We start from the raw sequence: 19,897 nt of genomic DNA on the forward strand, positions 1-19,897 counted from the left end.
TGCCGTTAATGCAAGTTGCTATAAAGCCCACCAAATTGCCATACCGATCTCAATATGAGTTATTTAAATATATTTTATTATTTAAATAACCCTAACATTCATATATAGTTTCGCCATTTATTGAATTGGAGGGTCTATTCCATGCTTATCCGTCCCTTGTGGTCAAGGCTCAGGCTAGCTATTCTCATTGTTGCGATCGTGGCTTTGTCGCTGGCCTCAGTATCTTACGGAAGCGACCAGTGGCAAAGTGTCGGGCCAAATGGCAAATCACTGGCAATCTCCCCCAATTTTGCCTTGGATCATACGATATATGCAGGATCGGAGACAGCCGGTATCGTGAAAAGCACGAACGGCGGAGCAAGTTGGACGCAGGTGAACAACGGCATTACCAACTTGACCATCTGGGCCATCGCGATTTCCCCCGGATACTCTTCAGACCATACCCTCTTTGCCGCGACTGACGTGGGAATCTTCAAGAGCACAAACGACGGTGCCAGCTGGGCCCCGGCCTATTACGGCATCCCCCCCCAATCGGTCCGCTCCCTGGCCCTGTCGCCAAACTACCAGAACGATCAAAACATCTTTGCCGGGACATGGGGGGGAGGTCTTTACAAAAGCTCAGACAGCGGAATGACCTGGGCCCTTTCCGGCACCGGCATTACCGAGCCTTATATCCCTTCCCTCGCCTTCTCGCCGGCCTATAGCGTTGACCGCACCATATTTGCCGGCACCTTGACCAATGGAGTTTTCAAGAGCACCGACGGCGGCGCAAACTGGAACTCGGTCGGCATCACTTACAACCATACTATTCACGCGCTTGCCGTTTCACCGGGATATGCAACCGACCAGACCATCTATGTCGGCATCGGCGGTGGCGGCGGTGTTGTAAAAAGCATGAACGGAGGAACGTCCTGGCAACCAGTCACCAACGGGCTCAGCAACCTGAATATCCTGTCAATGGCCATCTCCCCCGGATATGCCGATGACCCGACGCCGCCGGGCTCCCCTGGCGACCGCACGCTGTACTCGGGAACATTCGGCGGCGGGGTATTCAGAAGCAATGATGGCGGCTCAAGCTGGACCACCATCAACAACGGCCTCAGCAACCTCAATGCGTGGGCAATTACCGTTTCACCGGCATACAGAAGTGACCTGACTGTATTCGCCGGCACAGACACCGGCCTGTTTAAGCTGGCATCTCCATCTGCACCCCCTGTCGTATCTGTCACGCCAACCGGACTCAGTTTCGGTGATCAGTTCATCAACACAGCGTCAGTGGAGCAAAGCGTCACCATAAGCAATAGCGGCGCGGCTCCCCTGGCAATCAGCTCCATCAGCATCACCGATGCCAACCCGGCGCAATACGCCATCACCTCATACGGCAGTTGCGGAACCCCAAACCCCTACCTGGCCCCAGGGACAAGCTGTACGATTTCCGTAGGTTTTTCACCGACAACAGAAGGTAACCACTATGCAACCCTGATGATCTCATCCAACGACCCGGTCACACCTCTCAGCTCAGTGCCGCTTTACGGTGTCGGCGTGTTTGTTCCTGCACCGACGGTTATCTCCAGACAACCGGCCAACGGCACTACCGCCCCGCTCACTACCATGGTGCAAGCCACCTTCAGCGAACAAATGGATGAATTTTCCATCACAACAACGACCTTCAACCTCACGCAGCTAACCAGTGTTGCCATCAGCACCATTGCTGCCGGAGGTTCACACTCAGTAGCATTGAAAAGCGACGGCAGCGTAACAGCCTGGGGGGACAACAGCTCGGGGCAGAGTACGGTGCCCGGAGGCTTGGCCGGAGTGACCGGTATTGCCGCCGGAGACAGCCACACCCTGGCAGTAACAGCTAACGGCATGGTCAGTGCGTGGGGCAAAAACGACTACAACCAGTCAACTGTTCCCCAAGGTCTTACCGGAGTGATTGCCGTGGCAGCAGGTGGATCGCACTCCCTTGCCCTGAAGAGCGATGGCACGGTCACGGCATGGGGAAGCAACCAGTTCGGGCAGGCAACACCCCCGGAAGGGCTTACCGGGGTGATCGCCATTGCCGCCGGTGGCACCCATTCCGTTGCGCTCAAGAGTAATGGAACTGTTGTGGCCTGGGGACATGGCATAAACGGACAGACAACTATCCCGGAAGGTCTCTCCAATGTAACGGCGATTGCCGCCGGAGGGGATCATTGCCTTGCCCTCAAAAACGATGGGACTGTGGTGGCCTGGGGATATGGCTATTATGGCCAGACAACGGTCCCGGAGGGACTCTCCGGAGTCATTGCGGTCGCAGCGGGTGGATTGCACTCGCTCGCCCTGAAAAACGACGGTACCGTGGTCGCATGGGGCTACAACATTCTCAATCAGTCGCTGGTGCCGGGCGGGCTAGCCGGAGTAAAAGGGATAGCCGCCGGCTATGTCCACTCCCTTGTTGTGAAAAATGACAATATGCTGGTTGGCTGGGGATATGACGGCAACGGCCAAATCTCAATTCCGGGAGATCTGCATACCGGCATCAATGTAACCGGATCGGTAAGCTATGATCAAGCCACCCAAACTGCGTCATTCACACCAGCGGCACCGCTGGTCAACGCCAGCAACTACCACGCTGCCATAAGTGGAGTACGCAGTCTTGCAGGGATTACCCTTGCCACTCCGGTCACCTGGAGCTTTACTGCTTTGGGGCCTGCCCTGCAGCTTGCCCCGGTATCGCGCTCTTTCGGAACCGTGCCGGTATTCTCGTCAACAGCAACTTCATTCACCATCAGCAACTCAAGCCAGAGTCAGCTATCACTGAACACCGTTGCAATCTCCGGAGCCGATGCGACGCAGTTCAGCATAAACACCGGCAGTTGCAGCAGCCTTACGCCAACCCTTGCCGCCGGCGAAAGCTGCCAGGTGCAGATCGTTTTTGCCCCTGACTCTGTCGGCGCCAAAAGCGCGACTTTGCTGATTTCCGCGGCAAGCCCGGCGATTGAGCTAGCCGCTTCCCTTACCGGCACCGGCATAGCAGCAGCCACTTACCCGTTGTATCTTGGTGTTGACGGACCGGGTTCGGGGATCGTGACTTTTTCTGCGCCGATATCGACAGCAGACTGCAGTGCAAGCTGCAGCAAAACCTTTGCCGGCGGCACCTCTGTAACATTGTCGCCAACAGCAGCAGCCGGCTCTTTCTTTTCCGGCTGGACCGGCTGTGACTCTGTATCCGGCAACATCTGCACTGTGATGATGGCCGGAGCCAAAAGAGTCTCAGCCCACTTCGCGATTGGCGACTCACTGATCAAACCAGCTGTTGCCGCAGGAATGGCCAACACGCTCATCCTGAAAAATGACGGCACGGTGTGGCGCTGGGGCGGAATGTTCAACGGCTCTCCAGTGCCCCAACAGCTAACCGAGCTGATTGACGCCGTGGCCATCTCAACTGGCACCGAGCACTCCGTAGCACTAACCAGCGAAGGGAGAGTCCGGATCTGGGGCGGCAACAGCAGAGGACAGCTGGGTTCCGGGCTGGTCGGTCCGAGATCAGAAATCATGGGGCTGTCCGGAATAACGTCACTAGCTGCTGGCCATTGGTATACGGCCGCAGTAAGAGGGGATGGAACCGTCTGGAGCTTTGGCGACAACAGCGATGGCTGTCTCGGCGACGGCACCACCAACCTGCGTGGCGATCTGGTTCAGGCAGTAGGACTCACCGGAGTAAAGGCTGTGGCAACCAGCCACTCGACCCTGGCACTCAAAACCGACGGAACGGTCTGGTCATGGGGGAGAAATGATCTCGGCCAGCTTGGGGACGGCACAACCACCCAGCGCAGTACTCCGGCGCAAATAAACGGCCTGTCCGGCATCGTGGCTGTTGCCTCCGGCAATTCTCACTCACTGGCCCTGAGCGCACTCGGCACCGTCTATGGCTGGGGTGGCAGTTATGGACCATACCCGTGGTCGCTCACCGGTATTAGCAATGTTGTCGCAATAGCAGCCGGGGAGAGCAGCAGCATCGCCCTGAAGGCAGACGGCACTGTCTGGGAGTGGACCGGCCTCAACACACCGGTGCAGGTAGCCGGTATCTCCGGGGTAACAGCCATTTCGGCGTCAGACCATGTGATGGCCATGAAGAGTGACGGGACCATCTGGGGATGGGGGAATAATTACGCCGGCCAGCTTGGAGACGGCACTTTAACCTATAGCAGCATCCCGGTTAAGGCAACGGCCGAAACCACAGTACGGATGCCGCTCACAATCAGCATAAGCGGCAATGGCACAGTCTATTCACCTACTGCGCCACCATGCAGCGGAACATGCACCCAATGGCTAGCCAAAGGTGAAACAGTGGGGATTTCGCCAGCAGCCGACAGCGGCCAGGTCTTTGTCGGCTGGTCAGGGTGCGGTTCCGTAGTGGGGAATGAATGCATGGTGACCATGTCAGGGGGGCAATTTATCTCGGCCGCATTCGCGCCCAACACCCCTTACACATTGACGGCAACGAAAATCGGCAGCGGCAGCGGCCAGGTGTTGAGCGTCTCCCCAGACACCCGGATAAACCTCACAGATCAACCGAGCAGTGCGGCCCAGTATATGGCCGGCAGCTTGGTTACCCTAACTGCCAGCGCTGACAGCGGCTCATCATTCAGCGGCTGGAGAGGCGTCTGCAGCGGTACTGCACCCTGCAATATCCAGATTGGCGGCGACAGAGAAGTTGTCGCAGTTTTCACCAACACCGCAACCGGCAACCCCGGCCCGGTGCAGCTGAATAACCAGTATTTCGCACTGCTCCAAGATGCCTACTCAAGCCTACAGGTCAATGCAGCGGCAGTTATTTTCGCCAATGCCTTGGCGGTAACAGAGAACCTGGTCTTTGACCGGGATATTGCCGTTACCCTCAAAGGCGGTTACGACAACGGCTTTGGGACCAGCAGCGGCCAGACCATCCTCAAAGGAACCCTGACCATCACCAACGGCTCGGTGATCATGGAGAATATCGTTATTCAGTAGTGCCACCCCGGACAGACAAAAGCCCCCTGGACCGCAGAATGGACCAGGGGGCTTTCTATTGTGTATCTGATACTGCGCAAGCCTGCCTAGCGTTGTTTGGCCATTTCCGCCTCGGAAAGCCTCAGATAAACCGGGAGCAGGTCAACAGCGGAGACGCCATCGCCACGCTGCAAGGCGGCATAGGCCAGCATGGCGCCATTGGAGGCTCTTGGCAGGTGGACATGCGGTGGGGCAAAAATGGCGCGATCACCGAGCAACGCCAGAAGTTGCTCCCGATAGCGAAGAGCGCCGTCACCGACCAGGATGGTTGGCCCGGTAAGCCATTGGGCAACAGCTTCAGGAGCAATGACCGCATCGCCTCTGATCGGGACCGGCAGGGCTGAGCTGCAGGCATAGAGTCCGGCATACACCTCGTTTTTGCGGGCATCGTACAGTGCACAGACCGGCAGATTCGAGAGGGGGATGTTCATGGCCAGCATTGCCAGAGAAGAAATCCCTGCCACCGGCTTGCCAGTGGCCAGCGCCAGCCCTTTCACCGCGGCAATACCCACCCGAAGTCCGGTAAAGGCGCCGGGTCCGGTGACAACCCCGAAAGCGTCAATCGCCCCCATGGCTACACCGCAATCGGTCGTCAATCGCTCAATGGCATCGAAAAGCCGCGACGAGGCGCCCTTGCCGCCGGCAAGCAGGTACTCGCCGATCAGCTGTTCACCTTCGGTAAGCGCCACACTGCAGACAGTTGAGGATGTGTCGATGGTAAGAAGTTTCAACCCTGCCCCAAAAAATATCTCATAATATCGTTGTAGAATGCCAGTACCATCAGGCTCAGCAGCAGGAACAGCCCAACCTGCTGGGCCATTTCTCGGGCTTTCTGGCTAACCGGCTTCCTGAAGACCACTTCCCAGGCAAAGAAAAAGAGGTGTCCGCCGTCAAGGATCGGTACCGGCAGGAGATTGAGAACCCCCAGGTTGATGGAGAGCAGCGCCATAAAGGCGATAAAGCTGACCCCGCCTTCAGAAGCCTGCTGGCCGGCCATCTTGGCGATCATGATCGGTCCACCGACCGTGTCGAGCGGAATGGCCCGTTCAACCAGCTTTACCAAGGAAAGAACCGTGAGATGGATCATGTTCCAGGTCTGGGCACTCCCTTTTAGCAGGGCCTCACCCGGACCGAACCGTTCCTGCACTTCGTCGCCGGCAGAAACGATCCCAATGGCCGGCGAGGTGACACTCTCGCCAAACAGGTTCTTTGCTTTCCTGGTCTCAGGGGTGACCTTGAACCCCAAAATCGCGCCAGCACGCTTAACCTGTATTTCCAGAGTTTTGCCATCGCTTTCCGCGATCTCCTTGGCTACTTCATCCCAACGACTTACCGGTTTCCCGGCAATGGCAATAACCTGATCCCCGGTCAAAATCCCTGCTTTTGCCGCAGGTTTGTCCTTGATTACCTCGCCGATCTTGCTGGTGACTGATGGAACGCCGATCATGTAGATCAGCACGAACAGGACCCATGCAAAAACCAGGTTGAAAATCGGACCGGCAGCAACAATGGCAATTCTCTGCAACGGCGGCTTTGCCGCAAACGAGCGGGCCTGGTCCTCCTCGCTCACTTCAGCGTCGCTCCCCTCCCCGACCATCTTGACATAGCCGCCAAGAGGAAAGGCTGAGATCAGATACTCGGTCTCGCCCTTTTTGAAGCCGATCAGCTTGGTGCCGAAACCGAGGGAAAACTTTTCCACCCCGACACCGAACAGCTTGGCAAAAAGGAAGTGCCCCAGTTCATGAACAAAGATCAGAGCGCCAAGCACTATAATTGCAGCAATTATACTGGTCATTTTACCCCTCTACGGTTAGCTCGTCACTTTTCACAACGTAGGCAACAGCTCACACGCTTTCGCTCGCCCCCAGGCATCAACCGAGAGCACTTCTTCTATCGAGCTAAGCTGGTGAGCAGTGTGGCTATCCATGGTCCGGACAATAAGCTCAGAAATCCCCAGGAACGGAATTTTGCCGTTGAGAAAGGCCTCCACTGCGACCTCGTTGGCGGCATTCATTACTGCGGGCATGCTCTCGCCGGCAGCCATGGCATCGTATGCCAGCTGCAGACAGCGAAATTTCTCCAGGTCGGGTTTAAAAAAAGTGAGCGCGGACAACTGGGTCAGGTCAAGCGGCTTGACTCCGGTAGATACCCGCTCCGGATATGACAGGGCATAGGCGATGGGAGCCTTCATGTCCGGGGTGCCGAGCTGCGCGATGACACAACCGTCCACATATTCGACCATTGAGTGGATGATGCTCTGCGGATGGATATTGACGTCGATCTTCACCGGATCAACATCAAACAGCCAGCGGGCTTCTATGACTTCCAACCCTTTGTTCATCATGGAGGCCGAATCGATGGTGATCTTACGCCCCATGCTCCAGTTGGGATGGTTGAGGGCATCAGCCACCGTAACCTTTTTGAGTTGCTCAAGAGGAGTGTTGAGGAACGGACCACCGGAAGCGGTCAGGATGATCTTCTCGATATCCTCGCTACGGTGCCCCTCTATTGACTGAAAGACCGCACTATGCTCGCTGTCCACCGGGTACAGCTTGACTCCTGCCTTTGCCACCTCTTCCATGAAGAGGTGCCCGGCAGTAACCAGTGTCTCCTTGTTGGCCAGGGCTATATCCTTGCCGGCCCTGATGGCGGACGCTGTCGGCAGCAGACCGGCAGCACCGACGATGGCAGCCACTACCATCTCCGTGTCCGGATGGATCGCAGCCCCAATCAGACCATCGACGCCAGCCATGATTTCCGGCACCGGACCGGGAGGGAGCATTTTTTTGAGTGCTGCGGCAAGATCATTATCAAGCACCGATACCAGCTTCGGTCGGAATGCAGAGATCTGCTGCACCAGCAGATCCAGGTTTCTCCCTGCGGTCAGGGCAACGACTTCAAACCGGTCAGGATGCGCCGCCACTATCTCCAGAGTGCTGACGCCGATTGACCCTGTTGACCCTAAAACTGTAAGTTTCTTCATGCCGTCTCCTGATGCAATCGACTAACCTCGAGTAAAGATGAAATGTGCATACCACCATGCCGCCGGGGCCGCGAAAAGAATACTATCGAGCCGGTCAAGGATGCCGCCATGGCCGGGGACAATGGTTCCTGAATCCTTTACCCCGCAACTCCTCTTTAGCAGTGACTCGAAGAGATCCCCCAGTTGCCCGAGCACCCCAAGGACCAGGGCAGTGGCTATGCAATCCACTACCCCGAGCTGCGGAAAGAAGGTCAGTTTTGCCACGAAGGCACCTGCCACACTCCCGGCAAGCCCGCCCAGCGCCCCCTCAATACTCTTGTTGGGGCTGACAGCTGGATAGAGCTTATTCCTGCCAAGCGCGGAACCAACGTAGTAGGCAGCCGAATCACCGGACATGACAATCAGCATCATCAGCAGGATCCAGCACTCGCCGAACGGCTCGGCTTTCAGAAGCAGCAGTTGTGAAAGGAGGAGCGGCACATAGAGCAAACCGGCGGCAAGAAGCGCCCATTCCTGGGCTGCCTGGCGGATATCGCTAAAACGGAACAGCAGTGCCAAAGCAGCGATCAGCACGAGCGCCGTCAGTACCGGGAGCAGCAATGGATTGGACAGCAGTGGAACCAGAGCCAGAGGAGCGCCCAGAACTGAAGCGACCACAGCTTCTGTTTTCCGACCGGGGAGCGCCATCCGGTAGAATTCCGCCAGACCGATAACGGCGACGACCAGGATAAAGGCGGCGAAAAGAGGCTGGCTCCCCTTAACAATCAGGGCAATCAACAGAGGAAGGGCGATGACCGCGGTAAGCAATCTTTTTATGGCGTCCTCCTTATGAGCACGAGCGCAGCTGCTCGCTGGTCAGCCCGAACCGTCTTTCCCGGTCCTGGTAGTCTTTGAGGGCCTTGTAAAGCTGAGCGGCGTCGAAATCCGGCCAGTTCACATCAGTGAAATACAGCTCGGTATAAGCCAGCTGCCAGAGGAGAAAGTTGCTGATTCTCATCTCGCCGCTGGTGCGAATCAGAAAATCCGGGTCAGGAATGCCATCGGTAAAGAGATACCCGGAGAAGACCTTCTCATCCAGCTTGGACGGATCAATCTTCCCTGACGCAGCATCGGCTGCGATCCTGACAACAGCACCAAGCATCTCCTGACGTGAACCGTAGGAGAGCGCAAGAGTCAGGAGCATGCCGCTGTTAGTAGCTGTCCTGGTTATCGCTTCGTCGATTTCCTTATTGACTGCCGGGGGGAGTTCATGACGATTGCCGATGACGGCAAAACGGATATTGTTCTGCATCATCCGCGGGACTTCAGAGCGGATATACTTTTTCAACAACGCCATCAAGGCCTGTACTTCGGTCTTCGGCCGAAGCCAGTTCTCGGAGGAAAAGGCAAACAGGGTCAGGTAACCGATGCCGACCCGTGAACACTCCTCTACGATCATCCGGACCGTTTCCACTCCCTTCTGGTGGCCGACGATCCGTTGCAGCATCCGTTGTTTGGCCCAGCGGCCATTGCCATCCATGATGATGGCCAGATGCCGGGGCAACCTGTCCGGTTTCAATCGATGCATCTTTTCATATGCTCCAGTAACAAAAAAACCCCTTCCGTCAGGGGTTTCGGATTTAAGCACAATTCAGAAAGCCGTGCAAGGGAAATTCAGATCAGACCTCCATGACCTCTTTCTCTTTGTGGGCCAGGACTTCGTCAATCTTGTTCTCGTAGTTTTTAGTCAGGTCCTGGACATCTTTTTCAGCACGCTTGAGGTCATCCTCAGAGATCTGCTTGTCCTTTTCGAGCTTCTTGACCCCATCAATGGCATCGCGACGGATATTGCGCAAGGCAACCTTGGCCTCTTCCGCCATCTTCTTGAGTTGCTTCACAATCTCCTTGCGCCGCTCCTCGGTCAGAGGGGGAAGGACCAACCGGATCAGCTTGCCGTCATTGGCCGGCGTTACCCCGATGTTGGCATTCATGATCGCCTTTTCAATCAGAGGGATCAGTTTTGCCTCCCAGGGCTGCAGGGTGATGGTGCGCGGCTCGGGCACCGCCAGAGTGGCGACCTGGTTGACTGCTGTCGGGGTCCCGTAATAATCGATCTTTATGTCATCCAAAAGCGAGGTACTGGCCCTGCCGGTACGCACCTTCTGATACTCGCGACGAAGGGCATCTATGGTCTTTTCCATGTGGCTTTTTAAATTGGCGATGACATCCTTGGTCATTTTATTCTCCTTTTACAATGGTGCCGATAGTCTCGCCGCATACAACCTTCTTGACGTTGCCATGCGAGGTGATATCGAAAACAATGATGGGAAGGCTGTTGTCCATGCACAGCGATGTGGCGGTGGCATCCATGACCTGGAGCCCTTTCTTGAGAACATCGATATAGGTAAGCGTGGAGAACTTGACGGCATTCGGGTCTTTCTTGGGGTCAGAGGAATAAACACCGTCTACCTTGGTCCCTTTCAGGATTGCCTCAGCGCCGATCTCCATGGCCCTGAGACTGGCGGCCGTATCGGTGGTGAAATAGGGGTTGCCAGTGCCGGCACCAAAGATCACGACCCGGCCTTTCTCCAGATGCCTGATGGCACGCCTTCTGATGTAAGGTTCGGCAACCTCCTGCATGGCAATGGCTGACTGAACACGGGTATCGACACCAACCTTCTCAAGTGCATCCTGCATGGCAAGAGAGTTGATCACTGTTGCCAGCATCCCCATGTAATCGGCGCTGGCCCGGTCCATCCCCTTGGAAGATGCAGCCAGACCGCGGAAAATATTGCCGCCGCCGATAACCAGTGCCAGCTGGACACCGCACTCAACTACATCCTTTACCTCGCGGGCAATGCCTTCAATGGTCTTGGGATCAATGCCGTATCCCTGATCGCCGCCCAGTGCTTCGCCGGACAGCTTGAGGAGTACCCTCTTGAAAGTAGGCTTCATGATATCTCCCTGGTTCGTGTGGTGGCATCTGCTCAGCTAAAAATTGCCGCCAATGCAAAAAGAGCCGACCATCTGAATGGCCGGCTCCGGTCAGCAACTAGTTGCCGGCTGCTGCAGCAACTTCAGCAGCAAAGTCGCTCTCTTTCTTTTCCAGCCCTTCGCCCAGGACGAACCGGGCAAAGCGCCGAATCGACATATTTTCGCCGATCGTGGCAATGGTCTCATTCAGGTAGGTCTGAACCGTCTTGTCCGGATCCTTCACATACGGCTGCTCAAGAAGGCAGATATCCGCATAGAATTTGTTGACCTGGCCTTCGATAATCTTTTCGATGATGTTATCCGGCTTGCCGGACTCGCGAGCCTTGGAACGGTAAATCTCCTTCTCGCGCTCGAGCACGTCGCTAGAAACCTCTTCGCGGCGCACAAACATCGGTGAAGCAGCAGCAATGTGCATGGCGATATCTTTGACGAAATTCTGGAAATTATCGTTCTTGGCAACAAAGTCGGTTTCGCAGTTCACTTCCACGAGTACACCGATCTTGCCGCCGGCATGGATATAGGAGCCAACCGAACCTTCGCTGGCTACGCGGCCGGCCTTTTTGGAAGCAGCAGCCAGACCTTTCTTGCGAAGGTAATCAACGGCCTTTTCTTGATCGCCGTCAGTCTCCTGCAGCGCCTTCTTGCAGTCCATGAGACCAGCGCCCGTTACTTTCCTCAATTCATTAACCTGTGCAGCCGAAATACTCACGTCCATCCTCCATAACGGCCTTGCAGCCGAAAGTTGAATTTTATAAGAGGCGCACGTTAGCGTGCGCCGGTACTTGTTAGGCAGTCAATTCCTCTGCTGCGTCCTTATCGGATACTTCAACCCCGGCATCTTCCCCTTCGGAATCGCTCTGGAGATCGGTGTTGCGATTTTCAGAACCTTCGATGACGGCATCGGCAATCTTGCTGGTAAGCAGGCGAATCGCGCGGATGGCATCGTCGTTGCCCGGAATTACGTAATCGATATCGTCAGGGTCGCAGTTGGTATCAACAATTGCCACAACCTTGATGCCGAGTTTCTTTGCTTCCTTGATGGCAATCTCTTCGTTCTTAGGGTCAATAACAAAGATAACGCCGGGAACGCGGCCCATGCCCTTGATACCGCCAAGGATTTTTTCCAGCTTCTGGCGCTCCTTGTCGAACTTGAGAGCTTCCTTCTTGGTGTAGGCGTCTGCAGTGCCGTCGGTCAGCATGGTATCAAGACGCTTGAGGCGGTCGATGCTCTGCTTGACAGTGGAAAAGTTGGTCAGCATGCCGCCGAGCCAACGCTGATTTACGTAGAACATGCCGCAACGGCTTGCTTCCTCGGCAACAGAATCCTGAGCCTGCTTCTTGGTGCCGATGAACATTACCGTCTCGCCCGAGCGAACAGCATCGGTTACGAAGTTGTAGGCGTTCTTGAACAGCCTGACCGTCTTCTGCAGGTCGATGATGTAAATACCGTTCCGTGCCCCAAAGATATACGGTTTCATTTTGGGGTTCCATCTCTTGGTCTGATGACCGAAGTGAACGCCGGCCTCCAGAAGTTCCTTCATGGTGATACTTGACATTTTTTATCCTCCGTGTGGTTTGTCCTCCGCCTGCAGCCATTTCCCGGGAATCCTTTCATCAAGGACACCACCCCAGGGACCGACAGGCGTGCGTGATAAGGCAGCGGATGTATATATCACACCACCTGTTTCATGGCAAGGCATTTTTATCGCTGCGCTTTACTTGGCAGCGGTTCTCATGTATCATCGCCGCCATGCCATCGACCATCGACCGCTACATATTCCGAGAGATCACCATTCCATTTCTTCTCGGGATGACGGCATTCACCGGTGCCCTGCTCATGGGGCGGTTTCTGAAAATAGCCGAGATGGTGGTAGCCAAAGGGGTGCCGCTCAGCAAAATCTGCCTGCTAATAGCCTACCTGCTCCCGTCGTTTGCCCTGGTAACCATCCCGATGGCTTTTCTGCTGGCGATCCTGCTGGCCTTTGGGCGGCTCTCAGCCGACAGTGAGATTATCGCCATGAAAGCGAGCGGTGTCGGCCTGTCCAGACTGATGGCCCCGGTCATGGCATTCGCCGTGATCACTGCCATCTCGACCCTTGCCATTGCTGTCTATGCCGTCCCAGCCGGCAACACCTCTTTCAAAGAACTCCTGACCAAGGCCATTGAGGGCAATACCGACCTCGACATCCGCGAGCGGGTCTTTGTCGATACCATCCCCGGACTGGTTATCTATGTTGAAAGCTACAACAGCAACAGCCGCACCATGAAAGGGGTCATGATCCAGGATGACCGGAAACCCGAAAATCCGCTGACCATCTTTGCCGGGCGCGGCACCGTATCCATAGACACCCGCTCACGCCGGGCCCACCTTCTGCTTGAAGGGGGCAGCATCCACAACATCCACGAAGACAGCTACCGCTTGGTTAATTTCCGGGAATACGAGTTAAACCTGAAACTTGACCAGTCGATTCGCGCCATCAGCAGGAACGAGCTTGACATGAGCCTCGCCGAACTCAATGCCGGGATCAATGGCAGTGCCAAGGACCCACGGCTCAGAAAAGATATGGAGCTTGAGTACCATCGACGCTTTGCCACACCGTTCGCCTGTTTCGTTTTTGCGCTTGCCGGTGTTCCGCTCGGCATCCAGAACCGAAGGTCCGGCAAAGGGGGTGGCTTTGCCGTAAGCATCGGTCTGCTGATTGTCTATTACATCGTGCTCTCGGCAGCCAAGACCGCCGGAGAAAAGGATCTGCTCAATGCGGCGCTGGCAATGTGGTTGCCCAACGTCATATTCCTGGCTCTGGGAGGCTGGTTTTTCTTTAGATCAGCACAAGAAAAGAGTGTGCTAGGGCCTCTGGCGCCGGCAGCCATTGCCGACTTTTTCGTTAAGATCTTCTCTGGCGCAGGAAAAACGCGATGACTATTTTCACCCGATATATTGCATCGATACAGATCAGGCTCTTGATGCTCTGCTATGGGGCGTTTGCCTCGATCTACCTGGTCATCGATATCCTGGAAAGGGTCGGCAAACTGACCCGCTCCGGCGGCCGGCCTGACCAAATCCTGCTTTTTTTCCTCTGGAAATTGCCGGAGATTTCGATCCAGATCATTCCGCTGGCTGTGCTGATGGCTACTCTGCTGGCTCTCGGCAGCCTGTCGAGGACCTCGGAGATTACGGCAATGAGATGTTCCGGGGCAGGATTGCTGCGGATCACTGCGCCGCTACTCGGTATCGCCCTGGTGGCCAGCCTGATCAACCTGGCCCTTTCCGAAATTGTCGTGCCCAGCAGCTTTGAAAAAATGCGTTATATCGAAGAAGTCCAGATCAAGAAAAAGAACCCGAATACCTTTTTTCGCCAAGGCGCCATCTGGTACCGCGACCACAGGGACATTCTGAATGCCAGGATGTTTGACCCGGACACGGCAACGCTGCGCGGGATAACCATCTGGCAGGTCGGCGAAAACTTGCAGCCAATAGCACGCATTGAAGCCACCGAAGGGAAGCTGCAGGGGGATAGCTGGCAGTTGAGCAAGGCGATTCTGTACCGCTACAGTTCAAGCGGTATTACGCAATCAACGAAAAAAGCCGGCATGAAAGCGGAAATCAAGTTGTCAACTACCGACCTCAAGACCGTCGGCAAACTGGCCGAAAACATGGGTTTTGTCGATCTCTACAACTACTGCGACAACCTGCAAAAAGGGGGGTACGATCCAACCCGCTATCTGACGCTGCTGCACGCCAAACTGGCAGCCCCGTTCAGCCCGATCGTCATGGCCTTTCTTGCCATCCCTTTTTCCATCCGTACCGGTCGCTCCAGCGGCCCGGCCATCGGCATCGGCCTGAGCCTGGTAATCGGCCTCGCCTATTTTATCGTCAATGCCTTCCTCATCTCCTTTGGCCAGGCCGGCGCCCTTCCGCCGCTGGTCTCAGCCTGGGCAGCCAATATCATCTTTTGCGCCATCGGCATCTGGCTGGCGTTGACTATCAACCGTTGACATCGGGTCTCTCCGTGATTTAATGCAATAGACGGTAACGATATTCACCCCTCGACGTTAAAGGAGCTAACATGCCAGGATTATTGACTATCCTTATTGCCCTGCTGCTTACCCTCCCCGCAGCAGCAGCCGAGATTGCTCCGAAACCAGCCGTGAAGCCCCCGGTTAAGAAGACTCTATCCCAGCAAGAGAGGATCACCATCCTGAGCATCATCCCTGCCCAAGGTGAACCGGGGATTACCGTTACCCTTTCCGGCACCGGCTTTTCAGAAAAGAGCACGGTATTTCTCGGCAGCGCAGAGCTCCCGGCAAAACTGCTCGGGCCCAAGCAGTTGAGCTTTGAGATCCCGCGGATCCAACCCGGTCTGTATGCCCTGTTTGTTAAGAATGACGAAGCGACAACCAGCAAAACCTATAATTTCACCATTCAGCCGCTCAAACCGGTTGTCCAGTCGCTTTCCCCGGATACAGTGCCGTTCTGCACCGCCTATGGCAGCCGGGAGGTAACGGTCACCGGCAAGAATTTCCAGGAAGGTGCCCAGATCCTGTTTGACGGCGCCGGAATAAAGAGCCGGTATTCGTCCCCGGAATCCGTCGGTTTTACCGTACCGGCAGTACGGGGCGGAATCCACCAGGTTCAGGTCAGAAACCCGGAAGAAACCGTTTCATCACCGTTGGCACTGCTCATCGACAGCAGGCCGGAGATTTCCGGTATCACACCAGGTGCGGATTTCGTAAATTATTATGAACTCTCCATAGACGGCAAAAATTTTCATCAAGGTTCGGTGCTGGTGGTTGACGGAGAGCGGATTGCGGCAGGCACCCCGGCTCCCGGCAACAGGGACAAGCTGATTTTCATGGACTGCACCCGTCTGATCTACCAGCGCCACCCTGCCGACCCGGCAGCCAAGACCCTGCGCGTTCAGGTGGTGAATCCGGGAAACGAAGAGAGCCCGGTGGTAACAATCAGCACCCCGTAACACCTGGACCGACATGCCGCCAATTGCAATAAGGACAGAGCAAGGAAACCTGATGACCGTTGATGAAGCAAATCTGGTGCTGCAGCAGGCCGATATTCTGGCCGATGCCGAACAGGTGACTGCCGCAATAGGGCAGATGGCTGAAGAGATAACTGTGCGCCTGCAAGCTGCCCGGCCGGTGGTGATCTGCGTCATGAACGGCGGACTAGTGTTTGCCGGGCAGTTGCTGACCAGATTGGTATTTCCGCTGGAACTGACCTACGTGCATGCCACCAGGTACGGCGCTGAAATCCATGGGGCACAGCTCAACTGGCTCTATCGCCCGGCAAGCGACCTGAGTGGCAGAACCGTGCTGCTGCTGGACGACATTCTTGACGAGGGGATAACCCTGGCAGCCATTGCCGATTGGTGCCGGGAACAGGGAGCAGCTGAGGTACTGATGGCCGTTCTGGTAGACAAACGACACGATCGCAAGGTTACGCCTGGTTTTCGGGCCGATTTCACCGGACTGGAAACGGAAGACCGCTTCCTTTTCGGCTATGGGCTTGATTTCCAGGGGTATTGGCGCAATGCGCCCGGAATATATGCCGTGAAAGGTTGCTAGGAAAACGTTCTAACTGCTTCAGGAAAGACTCCAGATACCGGCCCCCATGTTGACCTTGATATCCCGACGTCCCAGATAGTCACTCTGCACCCGCAGGCCATCATCCAGCAGCGACATGCTGACCTCAACCTCGTGAAACGCACCGAAGCGCCGCCGATCGCCGACAACCAGCAGGATTGTCGCCTTGATATGCCTGAGTTTCAGATAGAGCTCAGCGATATTTTTCAGGTTTTCCGGAAAGAAATCCTCTACCGGATCAATCACGATCAGTTTGGTTTTGTAGTATTCGCTGAACTGCTGCAGGTAGGCATAGGTCTTGGTCATGCTCCCCGAGCCGTCGATCAGGTGTGGCGAGACGCCATAACATTCATCGAACAGAGAAATATGGGTAAAATTGGCACTATCCGCCTCAATCCGAGACGGTAAATCCGGCACCCCTTTTGACCATTCCCTGACCAGCCGTTTAAAGCGGCGGTGACAATCCTCGTCGGTATCACGGGCGTTGATGAAGAGCACCTTGCCGGGTTGCAGACAGCGATAGCGGTCCAGAAACGGTACATTGAAGGCCACGGACATGGCCAACTGCACGGCCATGGTGGTTTTGCCATAAACATCGTTGGTCTGCATACAGACCAGGGAATTGGCCGGGATCAAGCCGTCGATCAGGTATTCCTCCGGCTTGGGCACTGTCAGCTCCCGCTGCAGCCATTTGCCAACCCCGACCGTTTCGGCAAGAGGATTTTCTTCAATTCTGAACATGGTCATGAACAATACTCCCGTCTTTTAACTCAGGATCAACTCTACTTTCCTCCAATGTCTTGTCAAGTCAAGCTGTGCAGAAACGAAAACGGGCGACACCTTACGATGCCGCCCGTCTAGCGCTACAATAAACCGTCAGATCAGTAGCGATAATGCTCCGCTTTGTACGGCCCTTCCACCGGCACGCCAATATAGTCGGCCTGCTGTTTGGTCAGGGTGGAGAGCTGAGCATTCAGCTTCTTCAGCTGGAGCCGCGCCACTTTCTCATCCAGATGCTTCGGCAGGGTGTAGACGCCGGTGGGGTACTTGCCCGGGTTGCAGAAGATCTCGATCTGGGCGATGGTCTGGTTGGCAAAGGAGGATGACATGACGTAACTCGGATGGCCGGTGGCACAGCCGAGATTTACCAGACGCCCTTTGGCCAGCAGGATGATCTTGTTGCCGCTCGGCATGACCACATGATCCACCTGAGGTTTGATCTCTTCCCACTGGTACTTCTCGATGGAAGCGACATCGATCTCATTGTCGAAGTGGCCGATGTTGCAAACGATTGCCTGATCCTTCATCTTCACCATATGCTCATGGGTGATGACATGGAAGTTGCCGGTGCAGGTCACGAAGATGTCGGCCTTGTCGCAGGCGTAATCCATGGTCACTACGCGATACCCTTCCATGGCGGCCTGCAGGGCGCAGATCGGGTCGATTTCTGTGACCCACACCTGGGCCGACAGGGCGCGCAGCGCTTGGGCCGAACCTTTGCCGACATCGCCGTAGCCGCAGACCAGGGCGACCTTGCCAGCCACCATCACGTCGGTGGCCCGCTTGATCCCGTCCACCAGCGACTCGCGGCAGCCGTAAAGATTGTCGAACTTGGACTTGGTTACCGAGTCATTAACATTGATGGCCGGGAAGGCCAACTCACCCTTCTCGTGCATTTGGTAGAGACGGTGGACACCGGTGGTGGTTTCCTCGGTGACCCCTTTGATTTGGGCCAGACGAGTGGAGTACCAGGTGGGATTGGTAGCGAGCTTCTTCTTGATGGCAGCAAACAGGATGGTCTCTTCTTCCGAGCCGGGATTGTTCAGCACCGAGATATCCTTCTCAGCCTTGGTCCCCAGGTGCAGCAGCAGGGTGGCATCGCCGCCGTCGTCAAGGATCATGTTGGAGAAACCGCCATCGGACCACTCGAAGATCCGGTGGGTATAGTCCCAGTAATCGACCAGGGTCTCGCCCTTGACGGCAAAGACCGGCACCCCTGACTTCGCAATCGCCGCTGCAGCATGGTCCTGGGTAGAGAAGATGTTGCACGACGCCCAGCGCACTTCAGCGCCAAGCGCGGTCAGAGTCTCGATCAGCACTGCGGTCTGAATGGTCATGTGCAGCGAACCGGTAATGCGTGCCCCTTTCAGCGGCTGAGCGGCTGCGAACTCCTCGCGGATGGCCATTAATCCCGGCATCTCGGTCTCGGCAATCCTGATCTCCTTGCGACCCCAATCGGCTAAGCCAAGGTCTGCTACGATAAAATCTTGTGACATGATTACGCTCCTTTTCGTGATGTTGATTCTTTAGCAATTTTCAGACATTTTGTCTTACCTGTAACAAGCAAAACCGCTTCTTCCCCTGCTCCCGCAGGAATACGCTCGATAGCTACGCTCATGAAACTACCTTTCTTCAACCAGCCGGCCAACTCCGCCTCATCAAAGCCCAACCACTGGTCGGCCAGCCGCTCCCGGGCAACCTCCCGCTCATGGCGAACCAGATCGGCCAGGACCAGGAGGCCACCAGGAAGCAGAACCCGCCGGATCTCGGCCAGCACTGTAAGCGGATCGGCAGCATGGTGCAGCACCATGTTGGCCACAACACAATCAACCGAGGCATCGGGGAGCGGCAGATGGGCCATCTCACCCAAGCGCAGCGCCACAGAATCGATGCCGTCCCTTGCCAGGCGGTTGCGGGCCTCTTCCAGCATGGCAGGGGAATGATCGACACCGATCACTTTCCCTCCACGTGCCGCAAGTTCGGCCAGCAGCCCGCCGGTGCCGATGCCGATCTCCAGCACTGTTACCCCCCGGGGGATCAATGCCAGCAGCTTTTCCCGGCAGTCAGGCACTGGGAGCAGCGTCCTGGCCAGGTCATCCCACTGGCGGCCATACCGGTCAAAGAATTCCCGGCTCCGCCTGCGACGCTCCTCCAGTACCTCAGCCACAGCAGCCAAATCTGCGGTACGCTCGGGAAGCGCTTCAATCTCCAGCTCTAATTGTTGCCGGATGCCGGCAAAGAATGAACTGCCGTCGCCAACACGATAATAGCTCCAGGTCCCCTGTCGTTTGACCGACAGTACGCCAGCCTCGGTAAGAATCTTCAGGTGGCGGGAGATGCGCGACTGGCCCATCCCCATGATCCGGGTCAGCTCCTGCACGGTGAATTCTCCGCGTAGCAGCACTGCCGTAAGGCGCAAACGACAAGGATCAGCCAGGGCTTTCAGGGTTTCAAGCATTATTCATCCACTAAACCAGAATAACTATATCAACTTTTCTTGATATAACATGCTTTAGCGATTTGTAAAAC

Annotated in this window: 17 protein-coding genes; 5 read left to right on the plus strand and 12 right to left on the minus strand. The window is 55.9% G+C overall.

Translation table 11 applies throughout. The features are described 5' to 3' along the window. Nucleotides 1-141 precede the first annotated feature (141 nt). On the plus strand, nucleotides 142-4,995 hold the full coding sequence (locus tag KI809_RS02895) for a choice-of-anchor D domain-containing protein (RefSeq protein WP_214169998.1): 4,854 nt from the start codon (nucleotides 142-144) through the stop codon (nucleotides 4,993-4,995). Between the two features lie 86 nt (nucleotides 4,996-5,081). Here KI809_RS02895 and tsaB read toward each other — a convergent pair whose 3' ends face one another. The 9 genes from tsaB to rpsB all read right to left on the minus strand — a co-directional run bounded on the left by tsaB (nucleotide 5,082) and on the right by rpsB (nucleotide 12,546). Continuing rightward, nucleotides 5,082-5,765 (minus strand): tRNA (adenosine(37)-N6)-threonylcarbamoyltransferase complex dimerization subunit type 1 TsaB, encoded by a 684-nt coding sequence (tsaB, locus tag KI809_RS02900; RefSeq protein ID WP_214169999.1) that lies wholly within the window; start codon nucleotides 5,763-5,765, stop codon nucleotides 5,082-5,084. Continuing rightward, nucleotides 5,762-6,829, minus strand: a complete 1,068-nt coding sequence (gene rseP, locus KI809_RS02905; protein WP_214170000.1) for an RIP metalloprotease RseP — start codon at nucleotides 6,827-6,829, stop codon at nucleotides 5,762-5,764. Before rseP ends, tsaB begins: the two co-directional genes overlap by 4 nt. A 30-nt stretch (nucleotides 6,830-6,859) precedes the next feature. Further along, nucleotides 6,860-8,017, minus strand: a complete 1,158-nt coding sequence (gene dxr, locus KI809_RS02910) for a 1-deoxy-D-xylulose-5-phosphate reductoisomerase (protein WP_214170001.1) — start codon at nucleotides 8,015-8,017, stop codon at nucleotides 6,860-6,862. Between the two features lie 21 nt (nucleotides 8,018-8,038). Continuing rightward, nucleotides 8,039-8,833 (minus strand): phosphatidate cytidylyltransferase, encoded by a 795-nt coding sequence (locus KI809_RS02915; protein WP_214170490.1) that lies wholly within the window; start codon nucleotides 8,831-8,833, stop codon nucleotides 8,039-8,041. Nucleotides 8,834-8,843: 10 nt separating this feature from the next. Continuing rightward, a complete protein-coding gene (gene uppS / locus KI809_RS02920) occupies nucleotides 8,844-9,584 on the minus strand; it encodes an undecaprenyl pyrophosphate synthase (protein WP_214170002.1) in 741 nt (246 codons plus the stop codon). Nucleotides 9,585-9,675: 91 nt separating this feature from the next. Then, a complete protein-coding gene (gene frr / locus KI809_RS02925) occupies nucleotides 9,676-10,233 on the minus strand; it encodes a ribosome recycling factor (RefSeq protein WP_214170003.1) in 558 nt (185 codons plus the stop codon). A gap of 1 nt (nucleotide 10,234) precedes the next feature. After that, the gene (gene pyrH / locus KI809_RS02930) at nucleotides 10,235-10,951 is read right to left on the minus strand and encodes a UMP kinase (protein ID WP_246559140.1); all 717 of its coding nucleotides are present in this window, start codon (nucleotides 10,949-10,951) and stop codon (nucleotides 10,235-10,237) included. Nucleotides 10,952-11,048: 97 nt separating this feature from the next. Beyond that, complete coding sequence (tsf, locus tag KI809_RS02935; protein ID WP_214170004.1) at nucleotides 11,049-11,699, minus strand: translation elongation factor Ts; 651 nt, start codon at nucleotides 11,697-11,699, stop codon at nucleotides 11,049-11,051. Nucleotides 11,700-11,775: 76 nt separating this feature from the next. Then, on the minus strand, nucleotides 11,776-12,546 hold the full coding sequence (gene rpsB, locus KI809_RS02940; RefSeq protein WP_214170005.1) for a 30S ribosomal protein S2: 771 nt from the start codon (nucleotides 12,544-12,546) through the stop codon (nucleotides 11,776-11,778). 107 nt (nucleotides 12,547-12,653) lie between these two features. Here rpsB and lptF point away from each other — a divergent pair, with 107 nt between their 5' ends. From lptF to KI809_RS02960, 4 genes are all read left to right on the plus strand, one after another. After that, nucleotides 12,654-13,910: an LPS export ABC transporter permease LptF gene (gene lptF, locus KI809_RS02945; RefSeq protein WP_246559143.1), complete on the plus strand. Its 1,257-nt coding sequence runs from the start codon at nucleotides 12,654-12,656 to the stop codon at nucleotides 13,908-13,910. Next, complete coding sequence (lptG, locus tag KI809_RS02950) at nucleotides 13,907-14,986, plus strand: LPS export ABC transporter permease LptG (RefSeq protein ID WP_214170006.1); 1,080 nt, start codon at nucleotides 13,907-13,909, stop codon at nucleotides 14,984-14,986. The genes lptF and lptG overlap by 4 nt, the downstream gene beginning before the upstream one ends. Nucleotides 14,987-15,057: 71 nt before the next feature. Beyond that, nucleotides 15,058-15,966 carry a choice-of-anchor Z repeating domain-containing protein gene (locus KI809_RS02955; protein WP_214170007.1) on the plus strand — a complete coding sequence of 303 codons (909 nt, stop codon included), beginning with the start codon at nucleotides 15,058-15,060 and terminating at the stop codon, nucleotides 15,964-15,966. Between the two features lie 52 nt (nucleotides 15,967-16,018). Then, nucleotides 16,019-16,570: a hypoxanthine-guanine phosphoribosyltransferase gene (locus tag KI809_RS02960; protein ID WP_214170008.1), complete on the plus strand. Its 552-nt coding sequence runs from the start codon at nucleotides 16,019-16,021 to the stop codon at nucleotides 16,568-16,570. 18 nt (nucleotides 16,571-16,588) lie between these two features. On the opposite strand, the gene KI809_RS02965 is transcribed toward KI809_RS02960, so the two are convergent. The 3 genes from KI809_RS02965 to KI809_RS02975 form a co-directional block, all read right to left on the minus strand. Then, complete coding sequence (locus KI809_RS02965) at nucleotides 16,589-17,335, minus strand: AAA family ATPase (protein ID WP_214170009.1); 747 nt, start codon at nucleotides 17,333-17,335, stop codon at nucleotides 16,589-16,591. A gap of 134 nt (nucleotides 17,336-17,469) precedes the next feature. After that, nucleotides 17,470-18,864, minus strand: a complete 1,395-nt coding sequence (gene ahcY / locus KI809_RS02970; RefSeq protein WP_214170010.1) for an adenosylhomocysteinase — start codon at nucleotides 18,862-18,864, stop codon at nucleotides 17,470-17,472. A gap of 2 nt (nucleotides 18,865-18,866) precedes the next feature. After that, nucleotides 18,867-19,826: an ArsR/SmtB family transcription factor gene (locus KI809_RS02975; protein ID WP_214170011.1), complete on the minus strand. Its 960-nt coding sequence runs from the start codon at nucleotides 19,824-19,826 to the stop codon at nucleotides 18,867-18,869. Nucleotides 19,827-19,897: the final 71 nt, after the last annotated feature.

The sequence above is a fragment of the Geoanaerobacter pelophilus genome, from assembly GCF_018476885.1.
Taxonomy (GTDB): Bacteria; Desulfobacterota; Desulfuromonadia; order Geobacterales; family DSM-12255; genus Geoanaerobacter; species Geoanaerobacter pelophilus.

What these genes read in the sequence shown, in the direction of transcription:
- KI809_RS02955 (WP_214170007.1), top strand. Translation starts at nt 15,058, where the DNA reads ATGCCAGGATTATTGACTATCCTTATTGCCCTGCTGCTTACCCTCCCC.
- lptF (WP_246559143.1), top strand. Translation starts at nt 12,654, where the DNA reads ATGTATATATCACACCACCTGTTTCATGGCAAGGCATTTTTATCGCTG.
- lptG (WP_214170006.1), top strand. Translation starts at nt 13,907, where the DNA reads ATGACTATTTTCACCCGATATATTGCATCGATACAGATCAGGCTCTTG.
- KI809_RS02960 (WP_214170008.1), top strand. Translation starts at nt 16,019, where the DNA reads ATGACCGTTGATGAAGCAAATCTGGTGCTGCAGCAGGCCGATATTCTG.
- uppS (WP_214170002.1), bottom strand. Translation starts at nt 9,584, where the DNA reads ATGCATCGATTGAAACCGGACAGGTTGCCCCGGCATCTGGCCATCATC.
- KI809_RS02975 (WP_214170011.1), bottom strand. Translation starts at nt 19,826, where the DNA reads ATGCTTGAAACCCTGAAAGCCCTGGCTGATCCTTGTCGTTTGCGCCTT.
- frr (WP_214170003.1), bottom strand. Translation starts at nt 10,233, where the DNA reads ATGACCAAGGATGTCATCGCCAATTTAAAAAGCCACATGGAAAAGACC.
- dxr (WP_214170001.1), bottom strand. Translation starts at nt 8,017, where the DNA reads ATGAAGAAACTTACAGTTTTAGGGTCAACAGGGTCAATCGGCGTCAGC.
- pyrH (WP_246559140.1), bottom strand. Translation starts at nt 10,951, where the DNA reads ATGAAGCCTACTTTCAAGAGGGTACTCCTCAAGCTGTCCGGCGAAGCA.
- KI809_RS02895 (WP_214169998.1), top strand. Translation starts at nt 142, where the DNA reads ATGCTTATCCGTCCCTTGTGGTCAAGGCTCAGGCTAGCTATTCTCATT.
- ahcY (WP_214170010.1), bottom strand. Translation starts at nt 18,864, where the DNA reads ATGTCACAAGATTTTATCGTAGCAGACCTTGGCTTAGCCGATTGGGGT.
- rseP (WP_214170000.1), bottom strand. Translation starts at nt 6,829, where the DNA reads ATGACCAGTATAATTGCTGCAATTATAGTGCTTGGCGCTCTGATCTTT.
- KI809_RS02965 (WP_214170009.1), bottom strand. Translation starts at nt 17,335, where the DNA reads ATGACCATGTTCAGAATTGAAGAAAATCCTCTTGCCGAAACGGTCGGG.
- rpsB (WP_214170005.1), bottom strand. Translation starts at nt 12,546, where the DNA reads ATGTCAAGTATCACCATGAAGGAACTTCTGGAGGCCGGCGTTCACTTC.